The 23,408-nt window shown below is 69.3% G+C and carries 22 protein-coding genes; 2 read left to right on the top strand and 20 right to left on the bottom strand.

The genetic code is table 11. From position 1 onward, the window contains the following. Window positions 1-95 precede the first annotated feature (95 nt). The 6 genes from mnmA to epsC all read right to left on the bottom strand — a co-directional run bounded on the left by mnmA (window position 96) and on the right by epsC (window position 5,116). Window positions 96-1,259 (bottom strand): tRNA 2-thiouridine(34) synthase MnmA, encoded by a 1,164-nt coding sequence (gene mnmA / locus AB8P05_RS05065; protein WP_472759051.1) that lies wholly within the window; start codon window positions 1,257-1,259, stop codon window positions 96-98. Between the two features lie 132 nt (window positions 1,260-1,391). Continuing rightward, complete coding sequence (locus AB8P05_RS05060) at window positions 1,392-1,721, bottom strand: ferredoxin family 2Fe-2S iron-sulfur cluster binding protein (protein ID WP_014248228.1); 330 nt, start codon at window positions 1,719-1,721, stop codon at window positions 1,392-1,394. 52 nt (window positions 1,722-1,773) lie between these two features. Then, window positions 1,774-2,463, bottom strand: coding sequence for a molecular chaperone DnaJ (locus AB8P05_RS05055; RefSeq protein ID WP_472759050.1), 690 nt, complete (start codon window positions 2,461-2,463; stop codon window positions 1,774-1,776). A gap of 201 nt (window positions 2,464-2,664) precedes the next feature. Then, on the bottom strand, window positions 2,665-3,804 hold the full coding sequence (locus tag AB8P05_RS05050; protein WP_472759049.1) for a cysteine desulfurase family protein: 1,140 nt from the start codon (window positions 3,802-3,804) through the stop codon (window positions 2,665-2,667). A gap of 35 nt (window positions 3,805-3,839) precedes the next feature. After that, entirely contained in the window at window positions 3,840-4,325 is a 486-nt protein-coding gene (locus AB8P05_RS05045) for an Rrf2 family transcriptional regulator (RefSeq protein ID WP_085089868.1), read from the bottom strand. Further along, a complete protein-coding gene (gene epsC, locus AB8P05_RS05040; protein WP_472759048.1) occupies window positions 4,322-5,116 on the bottom strand; it encodes a serine O-acetyltransferase EpsC in 795 nt (264 codons plus the stop codon). The genes AB8P05_RS05045 and epsC overlap by 4 nt, the downstream gene beginning before the upstream one ends. A 346-nt stretch (window positions 5,117-5,462) precedes the next feature. On the opposite strand from epsC, the gene AB8P05_RS05035 reads away from it, so the two are divergent. Further along, window positions 5,463-6,125: an alpha/beta hydrolase gene (locus AB8P05_RS05035; RefSeq protein WP_149222034.1), complete on the top strand. Its 663-nt coding sequence runs from the start codon at window positions 5,463-5,465 to the stop codon at window positions 6,123-6,125. A gap of 172 nt (window positions 6,126-6,297) precedes the next feature. Here the strand turns inward: AB8P05_RS05035 and AB8P05_RS05030 are convergent, their stop codons facing one another. The 6 genes from AB8P05_RS05030 to AB8P05_RS05005 form a co-directional block, all read right to left on the bottom strand. Beyond that, a complete protein-coding gene (locus tag AB8P05_RS05030; protein ID WP_472759047.1) occupies window positions 6,298-6,702 on the bottom strand; it encodes a DUF2155 domain-containing protein in 405 nt (134 codons plus the stop codon). Between the two features lie 168 nt (window positions 6,703-6,870). Further along, window positions 6,871-7,137 (bottom strand): hypothetical protein, encoded by a 267-nt coding sequence (locus tag AB8P05_RS05025; RefSeq protein WP_472759046.1) that lies wholly within the window; start codon window positions 7,135-7,137, stop codon window positions 6,871-6,873. Between the two features lie 128 nt (window positions 7,138-7,265). Next, window positions 7,266-7,787, bottom strand: coding sequence for an outer membrane lipid asymmetry maintenance protein MlaD (gene mlaD, locus AB8P05_RS05020; protein WP_452002719.1), 522 nt, complete (start codon window positions 7,785-7,787; stop codon window positions 7,266-7,268). Between the two features lie 92 nt (window positions 7,788-7,879). Beyond that, window positions 7,880-8,272: an NADH:ubiquinone oxidoreductase subunit NDUFA12 gene (locus AB8P05_RS05015; protein ID WP_455172174.1), complete on the bottom strand. Its 393-nt coding sequence runs from the start codon at window positions 8,270-8,272 to the stop codon at window positions 7,880-7,882. 550 nt (window positions 8,273-8,822) lie between these two features. Next, on the bottom strand, window positions 8,823-10,073 hold the full coding sequence (locus AB8P05_RS05010) for an MFS transporter (RefSeq protein WP_472759045.1): 1,251 nt from the start codon (window positions 10,071-10,073) through the stop codon (window positions 8,823-8,825). Between the two features lie 155 nt (window positions 10,074-10,228). Further along, on the bottom strand, window positions 10,229-11,170 hold the full coding sequence (locus AB8P05_RS05005) for a LysR family transcriptional regulator (protein WP_472759044.1): 942 nt from the start codon (window positions 11,168-11,170) through the stop codon (window positions 10,229-10,231). 117 nt (window positions 11,171-11,287) lie between these two features. Between AB8P05_RS05005 and AB8P05_RS05000 the strand changes: the two genes are divergently transcribed. After that, the gene (locus AB8P05_RS05000) at window positions 11,288-11,752 is read left to right on the top strand and encodes an NUDIX hydrolase (RefSeq protein ID WP_472759043.1); all 465 of its coding nucleotides are present in this window, start codon (window positions 11,288-11,290) and stop codon (window positions 11,750-11,752) included. Here the strand turns inward: AB8P05_RS05000 and AB8P05_RS04995 are convergent. The 8 genes from AB8P05_RS04995 to AB8P05_RS04960 all read right to left on the bottom strand — a co-directional run bounded on the left by AB8P05_RS04995 (window position 11,709) and on the right by AB8P05_RS04960 (window position 23,322). Beyond that, entirely contained in the window at window positions 11,709-12,581 is an 873-nt protein-coding gene (locus AB8P05_RS04995; RefSeq protein ID WP_455172167.1) for an EAL domain-containing protein, read from the bottom strand. The two genes, AB8P05_RS05000 and AB8P05_RS04995, sit on opposite strands and share 44 nt — an antisense overlap. A 200-nt stretch (window positions 12,582-12,781) precedes the next feature. Then, a complete protein-coding gene (locus AB8P05_RS04990; RefSeq protein WP_472759042.1) occupies window positions 12,782-14,452 on the bottom strand; it encodes a Na/Pi cotransporter family protein in 1,671 nt (556 codons plus the stop codon). Between the two features lie 146 nt (window positions 14,453-14,598). Further along, entirely contained in the window at window positions 14,599-15,699 is a 1,101-nt protein-coding gene (gene ychF, locus AB8P05_RS04985) for a redox-regulated ATPase YchF (protein WP_455172165.1), read from the bottom strand. Between the two features lie 104 nt (window positions 15,700-15,803). Further along, a complete protein-coding gene (gene pth / locus AB8P05_RS04980; RefSeq protein WP_310112770.1) occupies window positions 15,804-16,376 on the bottom strand; it encodes an aminoacyl-tRNA hydrolase in 573 nt (190 codons plus the stop codon). Window positions 16,377-16,465: 89 nt separating this feature from the next. After that, window positions 16,466-17,059: a 50S ribosomal protein L25/general stress protein Ctc gene (locus tag AB8P05_RS04975; RefSeq protein ID WP_472759041.1), complete on the bottom strand. Its 594-nt coding sequence runs from the start codon at window positions 17,057-17,059 to the stop codon at window positions 16,466-16,468. A 290-nt stretch (window positions 17,060-17,349) separates the two neighbouring features. Then, window positions 17,350-18,990, bottom strand: a complete 1,641-nt coding sequence (locus tag AB8P05_RS04970) for a TolB family protein (RefSeq protein WP_472759040.1) — start codon at window positions 18,988-18,990, stop codon at window positions 17,350-17,352. Window positions 18,991-19,231: 241 nt separating this feature from the next. Further along, the gene (locus AB8P05_RS04965) at window positions 19,232-20,200 is read right to left on the bottom strand and encodes an SDR family oxidoreductase (RefSeq protein ID WP_472759039.1); all 969 of its coding nucleotides are present in this window, start codon (window positions 20,198-20,200) and stop codon (window positions 19,232-19,234) included. A 77-nt stretch (window positions 20,201-20,277) separates the two neighbouring features. Next, window positions 20,278-23,322: a transglycosylase domain-containing protein gene (locus tag AB8P05_RS04960; RefSeq protein WP_472759038.1), complete on the bottom strand. Its 3,045-nt coding sequence runs from the start codon at window positions 23,320-23,322 to the stop codon at window positions 20,278-20,280. Window positions 23,323-23,408 lie beyond the last annotated feature (86 nt).

Raw genomic sequence — 23,408 nt, 5'->3', positions numbered from 1 at the left:
AGGGCGACTTGGCCTGTCAACGCGGAATTTTCGGGGGTGCGATTTTTTTCGGCCCACTGTCGGCCCAATGGCGGAAAGCCGCTTAACCCCCTGATTCAGGCCGCCGTTTCACTCACCTCCGTCCTCGCGTCCACAGCCCCGGCGGTGCCGGAGATCCAGCCGCCGCCCAGCACGCGGTCGCCCTGATAGACGACGCAGGCCTGTCCCGGAGCGATGCCGTGCTGGGGCTCCTGCAACTCCACCCGCGCGCTGCCGTCCGGGCCGGCGCGCCAGATCGCGGGGGCGGCGGGCTGGGCGGAGCGGAGCTTCACCGACACCTCGATGCCGTCCCCCCCGGCCAGATCGGGACCCAGCCAGTTCACGTCGCGCACCATCACCAGCGAGCGGGCGAGATCGCGGCGCGGGCCCACGATGACGCGGCGGCGGGCGGGCTCCAGGCGGACGACGTAGAGCGCCTCCTCCTCCTGGCCGCGGATGCCGCCGATGCCCAGCCCCTTGCGCTGGCCGACCGTGTAGTGGACGACGCCCTTGTGGCGGCCCAGCACACGGCCGTCGACATGGACGATGTCGCCGGGCTCGACGGAGCCGGGGCGCAGCTTCGCCACCACCTCGGCATAATTGCCGTTGGGGACGAAGCAGATGTCCTGGCTGTCGGGCTTGGCCGCCACCTCCAGCCCGTGCCGCTCGGCCAGCGCGCGGGTCTCCGGCTTGGTCAGGCCGCCCAGCGGGAAGCGCAGGAACTCCAACTGCTCGCGCGTGGTGGCGAACAGGAAATAGCTCTGGTCCTTGGCGGGGTCGACGGCGCGGTGCAACTCGGCACCGTTCGGGCCGGCGATGCGGCGGACGTAATGGCCGGTGGCGAGCGCATCGGCGCCCAGGTCGCGGGCGGTGTTCAGCAGGTCGCGGAACTTGACGCGCTGGTTGCAGCGCACGCAGGGGATCGGCGTCTCGCCGCGCAGATAGCTGTCGGCGAAATCGTCCATCACGTCCTGGCTGAAGCGGCCTTCGTAATCCAGGACGTAATGCGGGATGCCGATGCGGTCGGCGACCTGACGGGCGTCGTAGATGTCCTGTCCGGCGCAGCAGGCGCCCGGCTTCTGCAAGGCGAGGCCGTGGTCGTAAAGCTGCAGCGTGATGCCGACGACGTCATAGCCCTCCTCCCGCAGCACGGCGGCGGTGACGGAGGAATCCACCCCGCCGGACATCGCGACGACGACGCGGGTGTCCTGGGGGCGCTTCGATAGACCGAGGGAGTTCATGGCGCCCTATATGGTACGGGCAGGCGCCCGGAAAAGTAGGAAATCGAAACGGAGGAGGGGCGGGGAAAGGGGCCGCCGGATATTGCGTCGCCTGACGCGGGTCCGGCGGCCGGAACAGGTTCCCCTGGCCCTTTACTTCATCGCGTTGTTGCTGCCGCCCGGCAGGCGGACGACCAGGCCGTCCAGCTCTTCGGTCATGATGATCTGGCAGCCCAGCCGCGAGGTCTTGGTCAGGCCGAAGGCGAGGTCCAGCATGTCCTCCTCGTCCTCCTGCGCTTCCGGCAGGACGTCGAACCATTCCGGCTCGATCACGACATGGCAGGTCGAGCAGGCCAGCGAGCCCTCGCAGGCGCCTTCCAGGTCCAGGCTGTTCTTGTGCGCGATCTCCAGCACGGACAGGCCGAGCGGGGCGTCCACCTCGCGGCGGCTGCCATCGGGCTCGATGAAGGTCATCTTGGGCATGGGGTCCTCGTTCTTCTAAGGTTGCCTAGCGATTGAAAGGGAAAGAGCCGGGTCAGGGACGCGGCGGCGTCCGGGCGGCGCGGCGGTCGCGGACGTCGGCGGCCAGCGCCTCCAGCCGTTCCAGCCGGGCCAGGATGCGGGCGGCGCCGTCGGTGGCCGGCGGGCTGTCCGGGGCCGACGCCGTCTGCGCCTTGCGGAAGGCGGGGGCGAGATACTTGATGCAGGCCTCGATCCGTTGGCCGAGGTCCAGGCCGATGCGGTCCAGCTCCAGCGCGTCGTCGGCGCGGGCCAGCCGGGCGGCGATGTCTGCGATCTCCTCGTCTCCATTTCCGGCCTCATCGCCGGCGGCCGGCGTGCCGCCCAGCAGCGACAGCAGCGCATGGGCGCGGCGGATGGGATCGCGCAGCACCTCGTAAGCCTCGCGCAGGGCATCGACCTGGGCCTTGGCGTTGGCCTGCTGGCGCGGGCCGCGGGCGGCGAAGCGTTCGGGGTCCATGGCGCGGGTGAAGCCGGCATGCTGCTTCGACAGCTGTTCCAGGTCGATGTCGAAGCGCCGTTCCAGCCCCAGCCGGGTGAAGGGGTCGAGCGGCCGCGGCGGCTGCGCCGCACCGCAGGCATGGCAGAACAGGGCGCGCGGCGCCACCGAGCGGCCGCAGGTGCCGCAGGGCTCCAGATCGCCGGCGATGGCGCCGGAAATACCGCCGCTGTTGTTGCCGGGCGGGCCGGATTTGGAACGGGTCATGCGCGCAGTCCGTCAAAACGCCGATGGGATCGGCCGATAGGATGGTTTACCCGACATCATGCCACCACCGCCATCCGGTCCGACACCAAAGGGGCCTTGCGCGGGGTCATACCCAGAAGCCGCATCCGGCGCAATGCGCGAATGCAGGCTTTCCGGACGGGAGACAGATGGTCGCGCAGCCATGCCGGCGGTTCGGTGTCTTCAGCCATCCGCGGGAGCGTTTCGCCGCGCCATCGCGGTCCAGGCCGTCAGGAACCGGTCGACCGCCTCGTCATCGCTGGTCCAGCCCAGGCTGACGCGGATGGCGCTGGCGGCGGCGCGGTCGTCCTCGCCCATCGCCGCCAGCACATGGGACGGCTTGACCTTGCCGCTGGAGCAGGCCGAACCGGCGCTGACCGCCACCCCGGCGAGGTCGAGCGTCATCACCTGGGTCTCGCCGGGCAGGCCGGGCAGCATCAGGCAGCTGGTGTTGGCGACCCGCGCCGCGCCGGCGCCCATCACGCGGGCGCGCGGCATGGCGGTCAGCGCCTCGCGCTCCAGCCGGTCGCGCAGGGCCGCGAGGTCGGCGGCCTCCGCCAGCCCGTCCAACGCCAGCCGCGACGCGGCGCCGAAGCCGACGATGCCCAGCAGGTTTTCGGTGCCGGCCCGCTTGCGCCGCTCCTGTCCGCCGCCGCGGATCAGCGCGTCGGGCTCCAGCCCTTCGGCCAGGATCAGGGCGCCGACGCCGGTCGGGCCACCCAGCTTGTGGGCTGACAGCGTCATCAGGTCCACGCCGAGACCGGACAGCGACAGCGGCAGCCGTCCCGCCGCCTGGACGGCGTCGCAATGGACCAGCGCGCCATGGGCATGGGCGATCCGGGCGGCATCGGCAACCGGCTGGATCACCCCGGTCTCGTTGTTGACCAGCATCAGCGAGACCAGCGCCGGTCCGGTCCCGCCGGCCAGCCGGCGTTCCAGATCCTCCAGGTCGGCGACGCCGTCGCGGGTGACGCCGAAGCGCTCCGCCTCGGGCCGGGCGGCCAGCACCGACTCATGCTCGATGGCGGAGGTCAGCAGCCGGCGGCCGGCGAAGCCGCGCAGGGCGAAGTTGTTGGCCTCCGTCCCGCTGCCGGTGAACAGCACCTGGGCCGGCTTGACCCCGGCGAGCGCGGCCACGGCGGCACGTGCCTCCTCCACCGCGCGCCGGGCGCTGCGGCCGAAGGCGTGGACCGAGGACGGGTTGCCGACCAGATCCATCGCCTGACCCATCGCCGCCTTCACCTCCGGCTTCAGCGGGGCGGTGGCGTTGTGGTCGAGATAGACTCCGGTCCGCCGGAACGGGGTGACGGGCGGGGTTGTCACTTTTCAGGCGTGCTCGCGTCCGGAAAGGGTCGTCTTCACTCGGCCGCGGCGACCGCGGTGCTGTCGGCGGCCGGTGCCGGGCGCAGCAGGTTCAGGCCGCTGGTGCCGATGATCCGCCGCTCCACCACGTCGGCCACGGTGACCGAGCTGAGATACATATGGATCTGGTTGCCCAGCTCTTCCCACAAATCGTGGGTCAGGCAGCGCGATCGGTTGGTTCGGCAGCCCTGCGGCGTGCCATTGGCGCAGCGGGTGGTGCGGATCGGCTCGTCCACCGCGAGGATGATGTCGGACACCCGGGTGGCGTCGGCCGGATGGGCGAGCAGATAGCCGCCGCCGGGGCCGCGCACGCTCTTCACCAGCCCGCCCTTGCGCAGCTTGGCGAACAGCTGTTCCAGATAGGAGAGCGAGATTTCCTGCCGTTCCGCGATGTCCGCCAGCGCGACCGGGCTGCCCTGGCTGGTGGCGGCCAGATCGACCATCGCCATCACGGCATAGCGTCCCTTGGTGCTGAGTCTCATCGCGGTTCTCCTTGGGCTTCTTGCATCCCGACAGCATGGGACGCCACCGCTTCCAGCGGTGTGGGTGTTGAACGGGGAAGGGCGGGGGCGGACGGGGGCGGGTTGGCCGCCTCCAGCTCGCCGACACGGGCCTGCAGCGCCGTCACCTGATCGAGCAGACCGGACAGCGCGCGGGCCACCAGGTCGGGGATCTCGCCGCAGGGGGTGCCGTAGGGCATGAACTTGCGCGTTTCCGCCTGGTCGCGCGGGGCGACGGGCTTGGCCGGGATGCCGACGACCGCGGTCTCGGCCGGAACGTCGGCCACCACGACGGCGTTGGCGCCGATGCGCGCGCCGCGCCCGACGGTGATGGCGCCCAGGATCTTGGCGCCGGCGCCGACGATCGCGCCGTCGCCCAGCGTCGGATGGCGCTTGCCGGGATTGAGCGAGGTGCCGCCCAGCGTCACCCCATGATAGAGCATGACGTCGTCGCCGATCTCCGCCGTCTCGCCGATCACGACGCCCATGCCGTGGTCGATGAAGAAGCGGCGGCCGATGGTGGCCCCGGGATGGATTTCGATGCCCGTCAGCGAGCGGGCGATCTGCGAGACGAGGCGAGCGGTCAGGTGCCAGCCGGCGTCGCGGGCACGCCGGGCGATGCGGTGGAGCACGATCGCATGAAATCCAGGGTAGCAGAGCGCCACCTCCAGCCGGGACCGCGCCGCCGGGTCGCGCGCCATGATCCCGTCGATCTCTTCGCGAAGATGCTTGAACACGCCATCACCCGCCGTGGTATAGTCCGCCGCTCTCATCGGCCGCCCGCGCCCGGCTTCGGCCTGTCGGACCCTTGCGGTTCAGGACCTTCCGGTCCGGAACCTTGCGGATCCGGCCGGCATGGACCCGGTCTAACGGCCGGTCCCGCCAGCGCTGGGCCGATCGGGCGGGTCAGGCGGGTTGCCCCGGAGGACGTTACGACGCATATATGATGACCAAGCAAAACGGTCAAGAATTGTGTGCGAAAAACCCCACTCCAATGCGGGAAAATCCGTGACGGGCTCCCATATGGACCCGTGCGTCGGGGCGGCAGGCCGGATCATCTCCGGTTCGTCGCCGTGGCGGTCCCAATAACCCTTTGTCCGCGTCAGGAACGTCGTTCCCATGCCTGAAGTGCTCTTCAACGGTCCCGCCGGTCGCCTGGAAGGCCGTTACACCCACGGCAAGCAGCCGAACGCCCCGGTCGCGCTGCTGTTGCACCCGCACCCGCAGCACAATGGGACGATGAACAACAAGGTGGTCTTCACCCTGTTCCAGTCCTTCACCAAGCGCGGCTATTCGGCGCTCCGCTTCAATTTCCGCGGTGTCGGGCGCAGCCAGGGCACCTACGACAAGGGGGAGGGGGAACTGGCCGACGCCGCGGCGGCGCTCGATTGGCTGCAGACCTACAATCCCAACGCGCCGGTCTGCTGGATCGGTGGCGTGTCGTTCGGCGCCTGGATCGGCATGCAGCTGCTGATGCGCCGTCCGGAGATCGACGGCTTCGTCTCGGTCTCGCCGCCGGCCAACCTGTTCGACTTCTCCTTCCTGGCGCCGTGCCCGTCCTCCGGCCTGATCATCCATGGCGACAAGGACGAAGTCGTGCCCCAGGCCGCGGTGACCAAGCTGGTGACCAAGCTGTCGCACCAGAAGGACATCCGCATCGACCACCGCGTCGTCCCCGGCGCCAGTCACTTCTTCGTCAACCGCACCGACGATCTGGCGACGCAGGTCGACGATTATCTGGACAAGGCGCTGGGCAATCCCATCGCGGCGGTGGCGGAGTAAAGGGGAGGTTCCGTGGCGGATGCCCCCTCCCTAACCCTCCCCCTCTTCGAGGGAGAGGGAACTGCCGCCGCACGGTGACAGCGTCACACTCTCGCAAAGTTCCTACCCCCTCCACCGCAAAGCGGGGGAGGGATGGGGAGGGGGCAATAAGCCCGACCCTTCCCCACACACCTCACTCCTCGCAGCTCAGAACCCACACGTCGTAGATCGGGTTCTCCATCGCCGACAGGGCGGGGCTGGAGGCGAACATCCAGCCGCTGAAGACCTGCTCCGCCTGCTCGCCGGGCTTGATCTCCGTCACCTCCAGGAAGGCGGCGGATTCCGGCGTTTCGATCGGCGGGTTCTCGCGGCAGGCACGCAGGGTGATGCGCAGGCTGCTCATCGCCTTGGTCTCCCCCACCTTCATGGTGAAGGTGGAGGTGCGGGCGGTGACCTTGTCCAGCCATTGCAGCTTTGCCGCCGGCCGTTCGATCATCTGGTTCGGGACCGGGGCGGCCTGGACGGCCAGCGGGGCCAGCACCGCCGCGGCACCCATCAGCCGGGCGGCCGGACGGATAAAGCTTAAGAGTCGCGTCACGTCGGATCGCTTCCGTTATTGCGGACGGCGCTCTTGCGGCCAGACCTGCCTGTCGGCGTGGGGTCGGCCGGGGGGCGCTCCGCCTTCTAGCCCGGAAGCGGGGGCAGCGTCCAGTGGCGGGGACGCCGGGATGGGTTGTCCGTGTGGGATGGTTCGGCGCCGGATGGCTCAGCGCGTGACGCTGCTGCGCGACGCCGGGGCGCTGTAGGTGGAGCCGGTGCCGGTCTGCGGCTCGTTGCGGTCTTCGATCTTCTGGGTCGCCGCCCCGGCCCCTGCACCGGCCGCGGCGCCGACGACCGCACCCACCGGGCCGCCGACCACGGCGCCCGCGGCGGCACCGCCAAGTCCGCCGCTGGCCGACTTCTCTTCCATGTTGGCGCCGCAGGCGGCGGTCGCCAGGGCCAGGCCAAACACGGCCAAGTGGGAGAGACGCATCGCACTTCCTCCTGCTTCGTGATCCGGCGGCGCCGCCTCTGGGGTCGGGGCCGTCCGGATACGGGGAGGAACGCTTGAGCGTGGCCACTGGTTCCGGCCACGGCCCTGCTTCGTATCGTAGCCTGGTATCAGAGCTTCGGCGGCTGGGCCGGGGCCTGTGCCGGCGCCTGGGAGGACTGGCCGCTGGCTTGGTCGCCCGGCTTGCTCATGCTCTGCAGCGAGAAGATGACCTGACCCAGCAGCTGTTCCAGGCCCGGCGTGCTCTGCGTGAACTCGATCTTGCCGTTCGGCTTGATCGTGTCGGGATCGCCGCCCGGTTCCAGCGACAGGAACTTGCCGCCCAGCAGGCTTTCCGACGCGATGACCGCCGCGGTGTCCTTCGGCAGCTTCACCGAATTGTCGACCGACAGGTGGACCACCGCCTGATAGCTGGTGGGGTCGAGGGACAGCCCGGTGACCGTGCCGACCTTCACGCCGCTGATGCGGACGTCGGCGCCGCCCTGCAGGCCGGTGATGCTGGTGAAGTTGGCGGTGATGTCATAGCCCTGCACCTTGCGCAGATCGGCGCTTTTGTAGGCGAAGGCAAGGAACACGGCGGCCACGGCGAGCACGACGCCGCCCAGCACGGTTTCGATCACATTCCGGCGCATAGAGCTATCCTGCTGCGAGTTCCAGAAACGAAACCCGGCCCGAAAGGGGCCGGGCTTTCCGCTCTGACGTGAGGGTCAGTCCTTGGCAGGGATCAGCTCGGCGTCCAGGGCTCGTAGTCGCCGGTGGCCGGCACGCGCTTGCCGCCGGCCAGCGCATGGCCGGGCGGACGATAGGCCTGCACCGAGCCCGACATGTTGGGCAGATGCTCCTTCTGCCACGGCTTGTGGAACGCGCTCGACCCTTCGGGCAGCGGCTCCTTCGTGGTGTGGTGCAGCCAGGCATGCCATTCCGGCGGGATCTTGGACGCGTCCGGCTCCCCGGCATACAGGACCCAGCGGCGCTCGCGCGTGCCGGCCTTGGTGTCCTTGCTGCGGTAATAGACATTGCCGAAGCGGTCGCTGCCGACCTTGGCGCCCCGACGCCACGTGACGTAACGGATGTGGATGTTCGCCAGTTTGGTGAACAGGGAGATCGGCTCGCTCATCGTCGCTCACGAATTCCGGAGTCTGGCCCCGCGGACACGGGGCTGGTCGAATGCGGGCCGCACTATGACACCGCAAGGGACGCGCGTCCACCGTTGGTGAGGCCCAAGCTGCTCCACAGGGCGGAAAGACACGCCTATTGCAGGCGGGTCGAGGCGATCTTGGCGGCGTCGACCGGGGTGGCCGTGCAGCCGCCCAGGGTCGGGCCGACCGGAAGCTCGCCGAAGGCGGCAATCGCGCCCTCCGCCTTCAGCCGGCCGACGAATCCGGGTTCCGTCCCGCGGGCGACCCAGGCGATCCGAGCCAGGTGGAGCGCACCGGCTCACCCCCGCCCGCACCATCGCCGCCAGGGCTTCCGCGTCGCTGGTGCCGGGGGAGAAGACCGCCAGCATCATGCCGTCGGTCGCATCGGGCAAGGCGGCGCGCTGCAGCGACAGCCCCATCAGCCCGGCCCACACCAGCAGGACGCCGCCGAACAGCGCCGCGGCGAGGCCGTGGCCGATGGGCAGTCCGGAAGGGGAGGGGGCGGGGTTGTCGCTCATGACGCTCACCTTACGCCTTCGCCTCGGCCGCCGCCAGCGACGGGGCGGGCTTTTCGGCGATCGGCCAGTGGACGATGGTCGCGAACATGGCCAGCGCCACGCCCAGCCACCAGACCACGTCGTAGGAGCCCGTGCGCTCATACAGAACGCCGCCCAGCCAGACGCCCAGGAAGCCGCCGACCTGATGGCTGAAGAAGGCGAAGCCGTAGAGCGTGCCCATGTAGCGGGTGCCGAACATCAATGCGACGAGGCCGGAGGTCGGCGGCACGGTGGACAGCCACAGCAGCCCCATCACCGCGGCGTAGACGATCACCGTCACCGACGAGATCGGCAGCAGGATGAAGATCGCCGTGGCGATGCCGCGCGAGAAATAGTTGGCGCACAGCAGGTAGCGCTTGCTGACCTTACCTGCCAGCACACCCGAGGCGTAGGAGCCGATGACGTTGAACAGGCCGATCAGCGCCAGCGCCCAGGCGGCGAGCGACGCGCTAATGCCGGCCTCGGTCAGGTAGGGCGGCAGATGGGTGGTGATGAAGGCCAGCTGGAAGCCGCAGACGAAGAAGCCGGCGACCAGCAGCACATAGCTGCGGTGCTGGAAGGCCTGCCGCACCGCGGCGATGTAGCCGATGTTGGCGCCGGTCACCGCCGGGGTGCCGCTCGCCGATATGCCCTTCGGTCCGGGGAAGACGCCGGCCAGCAGCGGCACCGCGATCATCGAGGCCGCAAGCAGGAGCAGGGCGGTCTGCCAGCCGAAGCCGGCGATGAAGGCCTGACCCATCGGCGCGAACAGGAACTGGCCCATCGATCCGGCGGCGGTGGCGATGCCGACCGACCAGCTGCGCTGCTCCGGCGGCAGCAGCCGGGTGAAGCCGGCGATGATGATGCCGAAGGAGGCGCCCGACAGCCCCAGCCCGATCAGCACGCCGGCCGTCAGGTACAGCTCGACGCTGGTCGTCGCATAGGGCATCAGCGCCAGCCCGGCGGCATAGAGCAGGCCGCCGCCGGCCAGAACCGGGGCGGGGCCGTAGCGGTCGGTCAGCGCCCCGGCGAAGGGGCCGCCGGCCCCCCACAGGATGTTCTGGATCGCCATCGCCAGCGCGAAGACGTCGCGGCCCCAGCCGCGGGTTTCCGAAAGTGGGCCGATGAACAGGCCCATGCTGGACCGCGGTCCGAAGGCCAGCATCGAGATCAGGCAGCCGCAGACGACGACGAGTGCTGGCGTCCTCCAGGAGGGCGCCGGTGTGGGGGTGGCGGTGGTCAAGGCATCCTCCCGGAAGGGGCTGGCGCCGCGCGCCGGTGGTTCGGAACTGCGCGCCGTCGAGTTGCACGCCGTGGAGCGGCGCGTTGTGGCGTTATGCTGCCACCGACGATAGGCCGGGCATCAACAGTTCGGCAAATTCATAATCGGTAACCGGGTCATTCCGCAGCGGAATGCAGGAATGCGACCCGTTCCATCGCTTGCTTCACCGGCTGAGCGGCGGGCAGCTCGCCCCGAAGTGCCTCTTCCAGCCGGTCGAACACCGGGGCGATGCGTCCGGTCGCTCGCGACTGGATCAGCCAGATGGTGACCGACATCCGAAAATTGGGCAGATCGACTGGCCGGACCATGGCGAACCCGGCGATCGGCGCGATCAGCCCCATCGGCGCCAGCCCGAAGCCGACGCCGCGCGCCACCAAAGACACCAGCAGGCTCTGGTCGTAGGCCTCCACCGTCACGTTCGGCTGCAGCCCCAGCGGCGCCAGCGCCTGATGAAGCGCCTCGCGGTACCGGCAGCCGTTGGGCTGCAACACCCAGCCGCGCTCGTTCATCGATGCCAGATCGGTGCCGACCGAACTGTCGGGGGAGGCGACGATGCTGACCGCCTGGGTTCCGATCCGTCGGGCCGGCAGATCGTCGGGCGGCGCCTGCTCCTCACACAACAGGATCAGCCCGCCGTCGAGCGTTCCGGCGCGGACCTGTTCGATCAACGGGTTGCTCCAGTCCGAATGCAGCCGCAGCGTCAGCCCCGGAAAGCCGGCGCGCAGATCGTCCAGCGGCCGCCCGGCGGCAAGCGCGGTCAGCACATGCGCCACACCGAGCCGCAGCAGCCCGCGCGGTTCGGCGGATCCGGCGAAGGCGTCGGCGAAGTCGCAGGCCGCCGCCAGGATGCGCCGCGCATGGGCCAGCGCCAGTTCGCCGTCGCGGGTCAGCGCCAGCGGCTTGGTCTGCCGGTCGAACAGGATGACGCCCAGCTCCGCCTCCAGCCGCTGGATCAGCCGGGACACGGCCGACTGGGTCAGCCCCAGCCGGTTGCCGGCCTCCTGCACCGACTGCGCATCGGCCACGGCGATGAAGGTGCGGATTTCGTTGAGCTTCATGGGGTGGCCATGGGGACTGTTGGGGAGCCGGTGGGACGCGGAGATGCGTCTTCGCGTCTGGTGTACCAGTGTCGGATCGCGCTAACGTCGGGTCAAGCCATCGATAGGGAGCCGCGCATGTCCACCACCCAGCCCGACCGCTCCAGCCGCGAATATCCCGACCGTCCCTGGGTGGGGGTGGGGGTCGTCGTCTGGCGCGGGGACCGGGTCCTGCTGATCCGGCGGGGCAAGGCGCCGCGGCTGGGGCAGTGGAGCCTGCCGGGCGGGGCGCAGTCGGTGGGCGAGACTGTCTTCGAAACGGCGATCCGCGAGGTGCGGGAGGAAACCGGGCTGGAGGTGGTGCCGACCGGCATTGTCACGGTGGTGGACGCCATCACCCCCGATGCCGAAGGACGCGTCCACTACCACTACACGCTGGTGGAGGTGGCGGCGGACAGCGCAGAGGGCGATCCGCTCTGCGCCGACGATGCGCTGGAAGCCTGCTGGGCCACCGCCGACGAGGCAGGAGCGTTGACGGAGTGGGACGAGACCCGGCGGGTCATCCTGATGTCGGCGGAACAGCGGAAGGCCCGGACGGCTTGAGGCCGACGACGACGTTGCGCTCGGACAGGAATGCCGCCACGCCATCGGCGGTCAGCGGGCGCGACAGCCAGTAGCCCTGCAGCGTGTCGCAGCGGTAGGCCTGGAGATACAGGCGCTGCTCCGCCGTCTCCACCCCCTCCGCCACCACGCCGAGGTCGAGGGCATGGGCGAGGGCCACCACCGCCTGGACGATGGCGGCGGCGTCGCGGTCCTCCACCATCGCCTGGACGAACTGCTTGTCGATCTTCAATGCCTCGACCGGCACCCGGCGCAGGGTGGCGAGCGACGACCAGCCGGTGCCGAAATCGTCCAGCACCATCCGGATCCCGGCGCCGCGCAGCTGCAGCAAGGCTTCCCGCGCGTCGGCAGTATGGCTGAACATCGCGGTCTCGGTCAGCTCCAGCTTCAGGTTGGCGGCGGGCAGGCCGGTTTCGGCCAGAATCCCCAGCACCTTCAGCACCAGACCGGGGTCATCGAGCTGACGGGCCGACAGGTTCACCGACACCGGTACGTCGACGATGCCGGCGCGCAGCCAGCCGGCGGCAGCCGTGCAGGCGGCACGCAGGGTCCATTCGCCCAGAAGGTGGATCGCCTCCCCCTGTTCGGCCATCGGCACGAAGACGTCGGGGGGCAGCATGGTGCCGTCGGACAGGCGCCAGCGCGACAGCGCCTCGAACCCGGTCAGGCGGTTGGTGAAGACGTCGGCCTGCGGCTGGAAGACCAGCGACAGCTCCTGCCGGTCGATGGCGTCGCGGACCCGCTCGACGAATCCGGCGTCGGATGTCCCCGGTGTGTCGGGCCCGTTCGACGTCGCGCGCGTGTTCGCCACCGTCCGCTCCATTCCGCCAACCATCGCCGGCCGCTGCCCGGCTCTCCCTGGCATAACAACCACAGCAACGGTTTGTTAACCATGTCGCGAAAGAGCTTGACGAATTTTATATGGTTACGAAAGAGTTAACGTTGCTGGGCTGGTGACAAGAAAAGGGCGAAGCGCGGGCCTCGCCGCACTCCTTTCTTTAAGTACACGACTCACCCGTGGGTTGCCCCATGCTTGAGCCGGCTGGGCAGCAACTCCCCCGATTGATCGAGCACCGGGTAGGCCGCGGCGACCAGATGGGCGTTGATGCGGCGCAGGTCGCGCAGGATGTCCAGGTGGAGGGCGCTGGTCTCGACGCTCTCGGTGCGGCCGGCGCGCAGGCGGGCGAAATGGGCATCGGTGGCACTGGTCTCCAGGTCGCGGATCACCTCCTTCTCGCGCATCAGCGCGCGGGCGGACCGGATGTCGCCGGACACGAAGACGGCGGCGGCCAGCCGCTGGGTCTCGCTCAACCGCTCCAGCATGCCGGCGATCTCCGCCGCTCCTTCGGTGGAGAAGCGCAGCTTGCGCCGGATCTTCTTCGATGCCGCCTCCATCAGGTTGCGGTCGACGATGTCGCCGACATGTTCGAGGTTGATGGTGAAGGTCAGCACGTCGGACACCCGGCGGGCGTCGCGCTCGTCCAGATCCTCCACGTTGATCTGGGTGAGATAGCGTTTGATCGCGTCATGCAGCCGGTCGAGGACATTGTCCATCCGGCGGATCTCCTGCACCCGCTTGCGGTCGTCGCTCTGGATCACGTCCAGCGCGCCGCGCAGCATGCTGTCCACCGTGTCGGCCATGCGCAGCGCCTCGCGCGAAGCGTTGGCGATGGCGAGGTGGGGGACGCGCAGCGCGCTGCGGTCGAGATAAAGCGGCATCGCCGGGTCGGCGACCGCCACCCGCTCCGGGAACAGCCGGGTCAGCGCCTGCGCGAACCAGGGCAGCGGGCCGATGAACAGAGCGGCCATCGCCAGATTGAAGGCGAGGTGGAAGTTGGCGGCCAGCCGCGTCGCGTCCGGCGACACGGTCTGCAGCCCGGCGGTGATCGGCTCCAGCAGCGGCACGACGATCAGGCATCCGACGACGCGGTTGACCAGATTGCCCACCGGCAGCCGCCGGGCCGCCGGGTTGTGGCCGTCACCGCCCGGCCCCTCGATGATCGGGTTGATCGCGCTGCCCAGATTGGCGCCGGCCACCATGGCGATGGCGGCCTCCGGCCCGATCACCCCGCCGCCGGCCAGCGAGGCGATCAGCAGGATCGCGGCGACGCTGGAATGGGCGGCCCAGGACAGGATGGCGGCCAGCAGAACCGCCACCACCGGATCGGCGGTCAGCATGCCCAGCATCCGCCGCAGCATCGGCGCATTCTCCGCCGGGGCGATGGTCGCCAGCAGCAGGTGCAGGGACAGCAGCATCAGCCCCAGCCCGATGGCGACCCGGCCCAGGTCGCGGCTGCGCGTCCGCCCGCCGCGGCGGAAGGCGAGGAAGCCGCCCAGCAGCAGCACCGGCGCCACATGGGCGACGTCGAAGGCAAGGACCTGGACGATCAGGGTGGAGCCGACATTGGCCCCCAGCATCACCGCCAGCGCCGGCATCAGCGACACCAGCCCGCTGGCGGTGAAGCCGGTCGCCATCAGGCCGGTGGCGGTGCTGCTCTGCAGCAGCATGGTGATGCCCATGCCGGACAGGAAGGCGGTCCAGCGGTTGCGCAGCCCGGCCCCCAGGATGCGGCGCAGGTCGCCGCCCAGCGCGCGGGTCAGCCCGCTCTGCACCATGTGCAGCCCCCACAGGAGCAGCACGACATTCCCGGCCAGTTCCAGCAGCACCCGCGTCGCCTGCATCGCACCCCCTCTGTCGGATCGGGGGTACGGTCTGGCCTCACCCCTGGCTTAAGGGTGGGGAGTGCGGAATGTTACGACAATATGACAGTTGGGTGACAGCGGAGGTGGAGTGGGGGGCGGTTGAGGCCCCCCAGACCCTGGTCCGATCAGACGTTGAAGCGGAAGTGGAAGATGTCGCCGTCCTGGACGACGTATTCCTTGCCTTCCTGGCGCATCTTGCCGGCGTCCTTCGCCCCCTGCTCGCCGCCCAGCGTGGTGTAGCTGGTGAAGTCGATGGTCTCGGCGCGGATGAAGCCGCGTTCGAAGTCGGTGTGGATGACGCCGGCGGCCTCCGGGGCCTTGGCGTTGCGGCGCACGGTCCAGGCGCGCGCCTCCTTCGGGCCGACGGTGAAGAAGGTGATCAGGTCGAGCAGCTTGAAGCCGGCGCGGATCAGCTTGTTCAGGCCGGTTTCCTCCAGCCCCATCGATTCCAGGAACTCGGCCTTCTCGGCCGGATCGGAGAGCTGGGCGACCTCGGACTCGATGGCGGCGGAGATGACGACGACCTCGGCATTCTCGGCCTTGGCCTTCTCGGCGACGCGGGCGGAGAAGCTGTTGCCGGTGGCGGCCGACGCCTCTTCGACGTTGCAGACATAGAGAACCGGCTTGGCGGTCAGCAGCATGAACTGCTTGAACACCGGCCACTCCTCGTCCGACACCTCGACCACGCGGGCCGGCTTGCCGTCCTGGAGCACCTTGAGGGCGCGCTCCATCAGGTCGGCCTTGATCTTGCTGTCCTTGTCGCCGCCCTTGGCCTTCTTCTGCAGGCTGGTGAGCTGGCGTTCCAGGCTTTCCATGTCGGCGAGCATCAGCTCGGTCTCGACCACCTCGGCGTCGCGCAGCGGATCGACATTGCCCTCGACATGGGTGATGTCGTCGTCCTCGAAGCAGCGCAGCACATGGACGATGGCGTCGACCTCGCGGATGTTGGCGAGGAACTGGTTGCCCAGCCCTTCACCCTTCGACGCGCCGCGGATCAGGCCGGCGATGTCCACGAACTCCAGCTGGGTCGGGATGATCTTCTGCGACTTGGCGATCTCCGCCAGCTTCTCCAGCCGCGGGTCGGGCACGCCGACGCGGCCGACGTTCGGCTCCTTGGTGCAGAAGGGGAAATTCGCCGCCTCGGCCGCCTGGGTGGCGGTCAGCGCGTTGAACAGGGTCGACTTGCCGACGTTCGGCAGGCCGACGATGCCGCAATTGAAGCCCATGGGTGGGTGCTCGCCGTCGGAAATGCTGGAATTGACGCGCTTTATCCTACGATGGGGACCAAAGCGCAAACGCGAAGTGGGGGAAGGGGCGGGCAGGCCGCGGCTTATCGCGCCTGCGTCGCCACCGTCACCTTGTTCATGAACAGCTCCGGCTGGCCTTCCACCATCAGGGGAAGGTTGTCGGAGACGGCGTCGAGCAGCGGGTCGATCCAGCCCTGGTCGGCCTTGGCGAAGTCGTGCAGGACATAGCCGCTGACCAGATCCTTGTTGCCGGGGTGGCCGATGCCCAGGCGGATGCGCCAGTATTCCTTGCCGATATGCGCGTCGATGGAGCGCAGGCCGTTGTGCCCGCCATGGCCGCCGCCCTTCTTCACCCGGATCTTGCCGGGGGGCAGGTCCAGCTCGTCATGGATGACGACGACGTTCTCGGGCTTCAGCTTGTAGAACTGCAGGGCCGCCACCACGGACTGGCCGGACAGGTTCATGAAGGTGGCGGGCTCCAGAGCCAGCACCTTGTCGCCGGCGACGGTACCCTCGGCGGTCTGGCCCTGGAAACGCTTCTTCCAGGGCGTGAAGCGGTGGCGCTGGGCGATGGTCTCCACCGCCATGAAACCGATGTTGTGGCGGTTGCGGGCATACTCGTTGCCGGGGTTGCCCAGTCCGACCAGAAGCAGCATGTCCCTCACCCTTTGGAAAGCACTCTCCACAAACGAAGCGGGGGGCCGAAGCCCCCACTGTAACCATCCCTGGCGGATGAACGCTCCGTTTAGGAGGCGCCCTCTTCCGACTTCAGGCCCGACGGAGCAACGATGGTCGCGATGGTGAAATCGCGGTCGGTGATCGTCGAGGTCACACCCTCCGGCAGCTTGACCGAGGAGATGTGGATCGAGTCGCCGACGTCGAAGCCCTCGCACGAGATGGTGATGTGCTCGGGGATGTTGTCGGCCGGGCAGCTCAGCTCCAGCTCGTGACGGACGATGTTCAGCACACCGCCGCGCTTCAGGCCGGCCGACTTGTCCTGGTCGACGAACTCGACCGGAACCTGCACGTTGGTGCGGGTGTCGGCCGAAACGCGCAGGAAGTCGACATGCAGCGGGATGTCGGTCACCGGGTGGAACTGCACGTCGCGCGGCAGGACGCGATGGGCGGTGCCGTCGACGGTGACGTCGAACAGGTGCGTGAAGAAGCCCGGCTGATGCAGGACGCGGGTGAACTCGAACTTCTCGAGCGAAATGGTCAGGGGAGCCTGCTTGCCACCGTAGATGACGGCCGGAATGCGGCCGTCACGGCGGGTCTGGCGGGCGGTCCCCTTGCCGGCCCGTTCGCGCGTCTCAGCGCCGAGCGGAATGATCTTGGTCATGACGATGCTCCAAAACGAAAAGGGCGCCGGCCTCCAGGGGTGCCGACGCGTGCGCGGCGTGCTTACGGCAATCGGGCCGGCGCGTCAAGGGGCGTGGCGGAAATTCACGCCCACCGGCGGCGGATGGAACGTTTGGAACGGCATGAAACAGATTCCACGCCGCTGTTCAGTGTTCACTTCGCCGGTGCCGCCCGATGGCCATGACGGACCGGCCCTTGGCCCGTCCATCCTATCATGGACGGCTTGGCGGCTTAAGCATTGCGGGAAAAAGGGGGCGGCGAAGCCTGCGGTCACACCGCAATGAACCATGCGGGGGTGACGTCGTCCGGTGCGATGCCGGCCAGCGTCAGGCTGCCGGAGCCCCTGACATCGACCACCGCGTCGCCCGATCCGTTGGTGCGGACCCGCCAATGGGGACCGCCGGCAAGGCCGATGCGGTCGCCCTCGGCGAAATCGAAGTCGGTGACCAGATCGCGGCCGCCGCCCCGGCCGGTCACGAACAGGTCGGCGCCCTCGCCGCCGGTCAGCGTGTCCTTTCCCCGGCCGCCGATGAGCAGGTCGTCGCCCGCCCCGCCGGCAAGCAGGTCGTTCCCCGACCAGCCGCACAGCGTGTCGTCGCCGCCGCCGCCGGTCAGGGTGTCGGCCCGCCGCGTGCCCCGGATCTTCCGGCCGGGCTCGGGCTCGGCCCCCAGCGTGGCGACGAAGACGTCGAGGAGGGGGCCGTTGGCGTCGTCCGGCGACAGGTCGGGGGCGGCGCTGCTGAAGGCGACGCGGCTGCCGTCGAAGGAAACCGTCGCCGCATCGCCCCAATTCGCCCCGCTGCCGGTCCGGCCATCCGGCGACAGGCTGACCAGCGCGATCTCACCGGTGGTCAGGTCCTTCATGAACACGTCGGTCAGACCGTTGCTGTCGTTGGGCACGAGGTTGGTGGCATTGCTGACGAACACCACCTTCGTTCCGTCGCCGGAGATGCGCGCGTCGCCCGACCAGCCGTTGGATTGCACGCCCCCGGCCGTCTGGCTGACCAGGGTCAGGGAGCCGGTCGTCAGATCCTTCACGAACACATCGTCGGTATCGTTGGGTTCGTTCGGCACCAGATTGTCGGCGGCGGTGGCGAACACCACCCTGGTTCCGTCGGCCGAAAGGGAGGTGCCGCCGGAAAGCCGGTTCGGTTGGGTCCCGTCGGCCGCCTGGCTGACCAGCGTGATCTGCCCCGTGGCCAGATCCTTGAAAAAGGTATCCATCTCCCCATTCGCGTCGCCGGGCACGAGGTTGGTGGCGGCGCTGGTGAAGACCAGCTTCGTCCCGTCGGCCGACAGCAGCGGAGAGACGCTCATGCCGTCGGTCTGGGCGCCGCCTGCGGTCAGGCTCGCTAGGGTGACGGCCCCCGTGGCCAGATCCTTCACGAAGATGTCGGGCAGGCCGTTGCCGTCGCCGGGCACGAGGTCGCTTGCCGAACTTTCAAAGGCGACGATGCGTCCTTCGGCGGAAAGGGCAGGCGCTGTGCTGCGGCCGTTGGCGGGAATGCCGCTGGCCGATTGGCTGACCAGCGTCACCTGCCCGGTGACCATATCCTTCACGAACACGTCGAAGGTGCCGTTGGTGTCGCCGGGAACGAGCGAGTCCGAATCGCTGGCGAAGGCCACCGTCCGTCCATCGGCCGACAGCTGGAAATTGGAGAAGAATCCGTTTGCAATCGTGCCATCGGCAGTCTGGTTGACCATCGCGATGGCGCCGGTCGTCAGATCCTTCAGGAAGAGGTCGTACTCGCCGTTGGTGTCGCCGGGGACCAGATCGTCGGCGGCGCTTTGGAAAACCACCTTGGTCCCATCGGCGGAGATCACCGGGGCGGAGGAGTTGGAGTTGCCCCCCATACCCTCTGCGTTGGAACTGGCAAGCTCGAGGTCGATGACAGGCGTGGTCGCAGCCATGGCGTATCCTCCCCCCGTGCCCTTCCCGGGGCTTCGGTGTTGTGGCGGTTCCGAAGGGTGGCGGGGGCAGTCGTTCTCCAGCGCCGCTCTGGGATCAATTCGCGGTCGTTCACCGTCCGCCGCCGATCGAGATCAGGCAGGATCTTTAGCGAGTCGAGTGTAGCGGAATGCAGCTTCCGGCGCGGTGAAATTTAAGGTTACGGATGATCCCTATCGGTGCGAGCGGAAGCTGCAAGAGCGGTCAGTGCCGCCGCAAGCTGCGGTAGGCGGCAAAGGCGGCGACCGCGGCACCGGCCATCAGCACCGGCGAGACCCAGGCGGGCGGCGGGGTGTAGAAGCCGCCGGTGACGTCGCGGCCCCGCTCGACCGGCTGGAACAGGTTGCCGTCGCTGTGCGGTGCCGGGGGCTGGCGTTCGAAATGGCGGTGGGCGCCATAGCCGGCCACCGCCTCCACCAGACGCGGCGCCAAGGCATGGCCGAGCCGGGCCAGCGGAGTCAGCGCCCCGACCATCGCCTTGGCGCGCGGCCGGCGGGCGACTGCCACCATCGTCGCCGCCACGTCTTCGGGATCGTCGTAGATCGGCCCTTCCGGCGACAGCTCGTGCCCGGTGTAGTTGGCCCCGTGCATCATGCCGGGCGTGTCGGTGAAGGCGGGATAGACGCCGCAGACATGCAGGCCGGGGCTGTCGACCAGCTCCGCCCGCAGGCTTTCCAGCAGCCCGTCCAAGCCGTACTTGCTGGCGGCATAGGCGGCGGCATAGGGCGCCGGGGCGAAGGCGCCGACCGACACGGTGGCGATGAAGGTGCCGTGGCCCTGGCGGCGGAACAGGGGCAGCACGGCATGGGCGCCGTGGAGCGGTCCCAGCAGGTTGGTCTCGATCACCCGGCGATGCGCCTCGACCGGGGTGTCCTCGAAACGGCCGACCGCGCCGACGCCGGCATTGGCAATCCAGATGTCGATGGAGCCGAACTCCTCCACCGTGCGCTCGGCGAGGCGCTTCACCGCGTCGGCATCGGTCACGTCGGTGGGGACGGCGACGGCGCTGGCACCCAGGCCGCGGCACTCCTCCGCCACCTCCTCCAGCAGCTCCTCCCGGCGGGCGGCCAGCGCCAGCCGGGCGCCCTCGCGCGCGAAGGCCAGCGCGGTGGCCCGACCGATCCCGCTCGATGCTCCGGCCACCACGACGGCGGCGCCCTGCAGATCCCGCATCCTTCTCCCCTCCGGCTTACGCTGTGTCGACAGCCTCAACAGGAGGGGAGGGCGGTTGTCGCGCTCCGTCGCGGCTCTTACAGCCCGGCCGGGGCCGGCCGCGTGTCGGCGGTGCGGGTGGCGTTCTGGTCGACCAGCGGCTGCAGCGCCGGGGCGAGGCTCTTCAGCAGCTGGGCGGGCAGGGCGCTGGTGAAGCGGTAGTCGTCGGCCTCCGGCCCCTGGACGAAGGCGGTCATGGTGCCGAAGAAGCGGTCGCCGATGTAGAAGACGAAGGTGGCGGTGCGGGCGACCGCCTTCGATTCCAGCAGAACGCCGCCCGGACCCCAGCGCTCCAGCCGGTGGTCGCCGGTGCCGGTCTTGCCGCCCATGGGGATCGCGGCACCCGACGGATCCTTGAAGGAGCCCCAGACCCGCTTGGCGGTGCCGTTCTGTGCCACGTCCATCAGCGCGCGGCGCAGGGTGGCGCAGACCTCCGGATGCAGCACGCGCTCGCCCTTCAGCGGACCCAGCCCCAGCTTCGTCTCGTAAGGCGTGCCGGCGGCGAAATGCAGCGAGCGGATGCGCACCGTCGGCTGGCGCACCCCGTCGTTCAGGATCAGGCCCATCAGCTCCGCCAGCGCCGCCGGGCGGTCGGCCGAGCTGCCGATGGAGGTCGCCAGCGACGGCACCAGCGTGTCGAAGGGATAGCCGACGCTGCGCCACTGGGCGGTGATGCGCTTGAACGCCTCCTCCTCCAGCCCGATGCGGATGCGGGTGTTCTGGGCGGCCATGCCCTTCTTGAACAGCCAGCGGTAGCTTTCCTGCCGCTGGTCGGCGCTGGCGGTCAGGATCTCGGCCCGCGTGGCGTTCGGATTGTTCTGGAGATGGGCGACCAGCCACAGCTCCAGCGGATGGACGCGGGCGAGATAGCCCAGGTCGTTCAGCGGGAAGCGGTCCGGCCCGTATTTGGCGTAGAGCGCCGACAGCTCGCCGTCGGACAGCGCCTTGTCCGGCAGCCGGCCGCGCAGGAAGGCGGAGAACTCGGCCAGCCCGGCCTTGGGCCGAACGGTGCGGAAGACCACCGCCAGCCGGTAGGGCACCGGCCGGGACCGGGACGCCAGCCGGGCCAGCGCGTCGTCGGGCGTGCGCCTGCGGTAGTCGTTGTAGAAGCGGTTGAGGAAGTCCGACCCCTCGCGGTCGGCGAAGCGGGCCAGATAGGCCTGACGGGCGGGGTGGTCGGGCGTGCGCAGGATCTCGGCGCCGTCGTCGGCCCCTTCGTCCATGTAGAACTGGACGATGTCGCGCATCAGCCGGATGAAGGGCAGGTTGACGCTGCTCCGCAACGCTTCCTGTATGGTCAGGATGCGGCCGTTGTCGTCCTTGTTGAAATTCACGAAGCTGTGCTGGCCGCCGCCGGTGAAGAACACCTCGCCCGGGCTGGCGGAATAGCGCCGCTCCATCGCCGCATCCAGCATGGCCGGCAGGCGGCGGTCGGGTGCGGTCGCCAGCCAGGAGGCGGCCCAGCGCGTCAGGTTGTCCGACGCCTCGTCCTGGACGTCGGCGAGGAAATCCTTCGGCAAATGAGCGTAGCGGCTGTGCAGCTCCGCCACGATCTGCAGATAGGTGACCAGCGTGCGCAGCTTGGCGGTGGATCCCAGGTCCAGCTTGGCGCCCTCGTTGATGTCCAGCGGCTGGTCGAGGTTGTCGGCCTGGACGCGCAGATAGTTGGCCTCGGGGCCGCGTTCGTAGAGGGTGATCGAATAGACCAGCTTGGACAGGTCGTTGTTGCGGGCGTCGAGCAGCCGTTCGCCGGTCAGCCCCAGCGTGCGGGCGTAATCGGGATCGTTCAGCTTGCCCAGCACCTCCACCACCCGGGCCTGGGTTTCCGCATCCAGGGTCGATTGCGCGGTGAGGTCGAGCCGGTCGAGCTGGTAGAGGCTGGGCACCCCCAGCATGCCGAGTAGCCGGGCGCGGACGGCGTTGGTCGCCTTCTGTTCGATGAAGGAGGTGGCGGCCGGCATCGGCGCCTCCTCGCGGAAGACCAGCGGGATGGCGAGGGCGGCGTCGCGCAGCGCCGGGTCGATCACGCCAGCCTGGGCCAGCGCCCGCAGATGGGCGTCGGCCAGCCGGTCGAGCGCCGCGCGGTCCTGGATCAGGTAGTAAGAGGGCCGCCGCTGGGCCAGCAGCAGCGCCAGCACCTGCTTGTAGGCCAGCGCCTTCAGCCGCAGGGCGCGCGGCTCCGCAGCCGGTTCGGTCAGCACGCGCTTGGCGATGGACAGGTCGGTGCCGAACCAGGCCCACAGCCCGTCGCCCAGCCCGTTCACCTCGCCGAAGCCCTGCCGCGCGGTCAGCGGCGTGGAGTTCAGGTAATCGACCAGCACATGGCGGCGCGCCTCGGTGGTGTCCTCGCCGTTGCGATAGGCGCGGACGCTGGCCGACACCATCTGGCGCAGCTTCTCCACGCTGCCGGTGGTCTGGCCGTCCGGCGAATGGCGGTACTTCTCGATCTGGGTGGCGAGAGTCGAGCCGCCGGGGGAACGCTGGCCCGGCCGCACCATCTGCAGCGGCAGCATCGCCACCGCGGCGCCGAAACGGTCCCACTCCACCGCCGGGTTGCGGCGCGGCTCGTCCTCGTTCAGCAGTTCGCGGTTCTCGATGAACAGCAGGGTGTCGGCGACCAGGGGCGGCACGTCCCCGAAGCCCTCGAACACGCGTTCGGGGAAGCGCGCGGCGTACATCGGCACGCCGTTGCGGTCGAGCAGGGTCAGGCCGGCCTGCGTCTTCTCGTGATAAATCGGAAAGCCGCCGCCGGCCATGAAGCGGTCGAGCGCCGGCGACAGAACCGCCTGCTGTTCGACGGCGTAGAGATCGCGGGTCAGCGTCTCCAGATAGCCGGGCAGGGCGGTGTAGCCGAGGCGCTCGTTATAGGGGCCATGGGCGGGATAGCGCGCCGCCGGGTTGGGGCCTTCGCGCAAGGACACGGTCATCGACTGGGCGACGCCGGACAGCAGCCGCGCCTGGAGCCGCGACGTTTCCATCTCGCGCCAGCCGGCATAGCCGGCGGCGGCCACGGTGGTCGTCAAAGCGACCCCGATCACCGCCCGCCGCGCCCAGCGCCCCGCCTGCACCCACGCCTTTGCCATACCGGATGCGTGTCCCCTGCCGCCCGACCCACATGGTCGGTGTCGGCCGGAACGGTAGGGGATTCATGGTTAATAGGGGTTTAAGG

This window comes from Azospirillum sp. VT-I1 (genome assembly GCF_055698305.1).
Note: the sequence above shows the minus strand (reverse complement) of the source record. Positions and strands in the feature narration are given on the sequence as shown.

Excerpts from the sequence above, each read along its gene's own strand:
- AB8P05_RS05060 (WP_014248228.1), bottom strand. The coding sequence starts at position 1,721 with ATGCCCAAGATGACCTTCATCGAGCCCGATGGCAGCCGCCGCGAGGTG.
- pth (WP_310112770.1), bottom strand. The coding sequence starts at position 16,376 with ATGCTGCTTCTGGTCGGACTGGGCAACCCCGGCAACGAGTATGCCCGC.
- mlaD (WP_452002719.1), bottom strand. The coding sequence starts at position 7,787 with ATGCGCCGGAATGTGATCGAAACCGTGCTGGGCGGCGTCGTGCTCGCC.
- AB8P05_RS05045 (WP_085089868.1), bottom strand. The coding sequence starts at position 4,325 with ATGAGACTCAGCACCAAGGGACGCTATGCCGTGATGGCGATGGTCGAT.
- AB8P05_RS05005 (WP_472759044.1), bottom strand. The coding sequence starts at position 11,170 with ATGAAGCTCAACGAAATCCGCACCTTCATCGCCGTGGCCGATGCGCAG.
- AB8P05_RS04990 (WP_472759042.1), bottom strand. The coding sequence starts at position 14,452 with ATGCAGGCGACGCGGGTGCTGCTGGAACTGGCCGGGAATGTCGTGCTG.
- AB8P05_RS05000 (WP_472759043.1), top strand. The coding sequence starts at position 11,288 with ATGTCCACCACCCAGCCCGACCGCTCCAGCCGCGAATATCCCGACCGT.
- ychF (WP_455172165.1), bottom strand. The coding sequence starts at position 15,699 with ATGGGCTTCAATTGCGGCATCGTCGGCCTGCCGAACGTCGGCAAGTCG.
- AB8P05_RS04970 (WP_472759040.1), bottom strand. The coding sequence starts at position 18,990 with ATGGCTGCGACCACGCCTGTCATCGACCTCGAGCTTGCCAGTTCCAAC.
- AB8P05_RS04975 (WP_472759041.1), bottom strand. The coding sequence starts at position 17,059 with ATGACCAAGATCATTCCGCTCGGCGCTGAGACGCGCGAACGGGCCGGC.
- AB8P05_RS05035 (WP_149222034.1), top strand. The coding sequence starts at position 5,463 with ATGCCTGAAGTGCTCTTCAACGGTCCCGCCGGTCGCCTGGAAGGCCGT.
- epsC (WP_472759048.1), bottom strand. The coding sequence starts at position 5,116 with ATGAGAGCGGCGGACTATACCACGGCGGGTGATGGCGTGTTCAAGCAT.
- AB8P05_RS05055 (WP_472759050.1), bottom strand. The coding sequence starts at position 2,463 with ATGACCCGTTCCAAATCCGGCCCGCCCGGCAACAACAGCGGCGGTATT.
- AB8P05_RS05025 (WP_472759046.1), bottom strand. The coding sequence starts at position 7,137 with ATGCGTCTCTCCCACTTGGCCGTGTTTGGCCTGGCCCTGGCGACCGCC.
- AB8P05_RS04965 (WP_472759039.1), bottom strand. The coding sequence starts at position 20,200 with ATGCGGGATCTGCAGGGCGCCGCCGTCGTGGTGGCCGGAGCATCGAGC.
- AB8P05_RS04960 (WP_472759038.1), bottom strand. The coding sequence starts at position 23,322 with ATGGCAAAGGCGTGGGTGCAGGCGGGGCGCTGGGCGCGGCGGGCGGTG.
- mnmA (WP_472759051.1), bottom strand. The coding sequence starts at position 1,259 with ATGAACTCCCTCGGTCTATCGAAGCGCCCCCAGGACACCCGCGTCGTC.
- AB8P05_RS05015 (WP_455172174.1), bottom strand. The coding sequence starts at position 8,272 with ATGAGCGAGCCGATCTCCCTGTTCACCAAACTGGCGAACATCCACATC.